The organism is Chitinophaga sp., from assembly GCF_036566945.1.
Lineage (GTDB): Bacteria > Bacteroidota > Bacteroidia > Chitinophagales > Chitinophagaceae > Chitinophaga.
This window is the reverse complement of sequence record NZ_DATCVJ010000214.1, coordinates 1-3027: the sequence shown is the minus strand read 5'-3', so window position 1 is coordinate 3027 and position 3027 is coordinate 1. Positions and strand designations below refer to the sequence as shown.

The following is a 3027-nucleotide window of genomic DNA, read 5'->3' as shown; positions in this document are numbered from 1 at the left end:
CGGCGCCGGCCACCACTCTGTGATCAATATCGCCAAAGAGAATCGTTGGTACATTGTGTACCACCGCCGCCCAAACAGCGAAAAGGCCGCTAATTCCCGGGAAACCTGTATCGAAAGAATGTATTTTGATAAAGATGGCTTCATCAAACCAGTAAAAATTACCCGCGAAGGCGTTACCAAAGCGGTGATCCGCTAGATAGTTTTCCGTATCTCGTAAATGAATTTCCGGATTCGATTACATTGCCGGTCTTGCCTGCACCAATTTTGCACCACTAAAGCGCAAAATATGAGCAAGCAAACCGGCTTTGTGTTTCTAATACTGGCACTCCTGTTTTCATCCCTGCTGGTAAAAGCGGAAGATGAAAATGCGGGTTCCATCAAAGGCAAAGTGTTGACAGTAGATGGTAAAGCCGCTACAGACGTAATTATCCTTCTCAAAGAAACCAACGAATCCGTTATATCCGAAACAGATGGTTCTTTTACATTTGACCACGTTAAACCAGGTAGCTATCACCTGCTGGTAACCCTGATGGGGTATGCGCCGGTAGAGGAACAAGTGGTGGTGAATGCCGGCAAAGCCACTAATATCCGCCTGCAGCTGGCCGTTTCCAGCAAAGCCCTCAAGGAAGTAGTGATCACCGGCAACCATAATAAACTAATCAAAACATCCAGCTACGATGTGGCAAAGATGCCACTGAAAAACCTCGAGAATCCGCAGGTATACAGCACCATCACCAAAGATCTGCTGCAACAGCAGGTAATATTTTCGGTAGATGATGCACTGAAAAATGCCCCCGGCCTTACGCGCATGTGGGACGCTACTGGCAGAGGCGGCGATGGTGGCGGTTATTACAACCTCCGTGGTTTCATTGTACAAAGTAAACTGCGCAATGGCCTGGCAGGAAATGTAACCGCTAAAATTGATGCTTATAACCTCGAACAGGTGGAGGTGATCAAAGGCCCTTCCGCTACTTTATTTGGTAACAGCTTGACCTCTTATGGAGGATTAATTAACCGCGTGACCAAAAAGCCCTACGATCATCTCGGTGGCGACGTGACCTATTCCATGGGCAGCTATGGCTTTAACCGCATCAGCGCCGACGTGAATACCCCGCTGGACAAAGAAAAAGATGTAATACTGAGAATCAATACCGCCTACAACAATGAAGGCAGCTGGCAAGACTATGGCTTCAATAAAAACTTTGCTTTCGCCCCCAGCTTATCTTATCGCGTGAATGATCGCCTGTCTTTCCTGTTTGATGCAGAGTTTTCTACCGGGCAAAATACGGGTCTTAATGTATTTTTCTTCCCATATCTGCAGCCGGTATCCGCGCTGGGAACGGATCGCGCCGATCAGCTGAAAATAGACTATAAACGCGCCTACGCCAAAAATGACCTGTACCAGACTTCCCGTAATACCAATATTTTCGGGCAGATGAAGTACAAGATATCTGAGCAGTGGAATATGAGCACCAATGTCAGTGCCACCAACAGCTTCTCAAATGGTCCTTCGCCCTATTTTTACCTGTTATCTGATGCAGCCGCCACCGGCGTGGCTGGCGCTGTAGGCAGTAACTATATTTCCCGCAACGATCAGTTTACCGATAACAGTAAAGATAATATCGTAGAGCTACAACAGAATTTCAACGGAGACTTTAAAATCGGTAACCTGAGAAACCGCTTCGTAGGCGGCCTGGACTACTTCTATCATAATTCCAATCAGTTCTTCGGCGGCGGTACTTACGATACGATTGCTGCTCACGGGGATATTCCTACTTATGCAAACTTTAACCGCCGTAACCTCGATACGCTGTACGGGAAGCATGGACTGGATTTTACCTTTCCTGCGCATTCCCTTTCCAGCACCTACAGCGCCTATGTATCTGATTTGCTGAACCTGACAGATAACCTGATGGTAATGGCCGCCCTGCGTGTAGATTATTTTGATAATAAAGGTAATTACAATGATGTGAGTGGAAAATACGAAGGCGGATATAATCAGGCTACTTTATCTCCTAAGCTGGGTATCGTATACGAACCATTGAGAGACAGGGTATCCCTGTTTGCTAATTACCAGAATGGATTTACGAATCAAACAGGCACCAGTGCTACCGGTAAGGCGTTTAAGCCGGAACAGGCCAATCAGCTGGAAGGTGGTGTGAAGCTGCAGCTGCTCAACGGCCGGATTAATGGTACACTGAGTTACTACCATATCAAAGTAAAAGATGTACTTCGCCCGGATGCGGCCAATCCTAATTTCTCGATACAGGATGGAACGCAGGTGAGCAAAGGATTTGAGGCAGAAGTGATTGCTAATCCCTTCCAGGGATTCAATATTGTGGCCGGTTTTGCTTACAACGATTCCAAATATGAAGCCGCTTCTAAAGACGTGGAAGGCATGCGGCCCGCTACAGCCGGCGCGCCCACTGTGGCGAACCTCTGGCTCAGCTATCGCATTTCTGCCGGTGTGGCAGATGGCCTTGGATTTGGTTTTGGTGGTAACTATGCCAGCGATAATAAAGTGCTGAATGATAGAACCGTCGGGACTTTCATCCTACCCACCTACACGGTATTAAACGCCAGCATCTTTTATGATCAGCCGCGTTTCCGCGTAGCATTTAAAATGGATAACATCACCAATAAACATTACTGGATCGGCTATACGACGGTGAATCCGCAGAAATTGAGGAGTGTAACAGGAAGTGTGTCGTTCAAATTTTAAATCCTGCAAAGAAAATCAGCATAATCCTGGGTAAGATAAACACTCGCTTACGCAGCTACTTTCGCACCATCCGGTATTTCGTACTGGATGGTGCGTATTTTTTTGCGGTAATTAACAAAGATCACCGTAGCAATGGCGCCCGCCAAACCCGCTACAAATACGGTTAACCGGGGACCAATAAAATGCGCCAGTAATCCGGTGAGCAAACTTCCTACCGGTATAATACCCTGAAATGCCATGATGTAATAACTGATCGCCCTGGCCCGCATCGCGGGAATAGCATGCGTTTGAATGTAGGTATTGAT

The 3027-nt window shown here is 47.0% G+C and carries 2 protein-coding genes and 1 pseudogene; 2 read left to right on the top strand and 1 reads right to left on the bottom strand.

Features of this window, described 5'->3' with window-relative positions; genetic code table 11:
- Together VIP81_RS06120 and VIP81_RS06115 are read left to right on the top strand one after the other, a co-directional pair.
- Positions 1-196, top strand: a 196-nt coding sequence (locus VIP81_RS06120; RefSeq protein ID WP_331957589.1) for a family 43 glycosylhydrolase, incomplete at its 5' end; no start/stop codon positions are given.
- A 90-nt stretch (positions 197-286) separates the two neighbouring features.
- Entirely contained in the window at positions 287-2722 is a 2436-nt protein-coding gene (locus tag VIP81_RS06115) for a TonB-dependent receptor (protein WP_331957588.1), read from the top strand.
- 47 nt (positions 2723-2769) lie between these two features.
- Here VIP81_RS06115 and VIP81_RS06110 read toward each other — a convergent pair.
- A pseudogene (locus VIP81_RS06110) lies at positions 2770-3027 on the bottom strand (MFS transporter); the annotation flags it as partial.

Coding starts and splice junctions, on each gene's coding strand:
- VIP81_RS06115 (WP_331957588.1), top strand. CDS start 287: ATGAGCAAGCAAACCGGCTTTGTGTTTCTAATACTGGCACTCCTGTTT.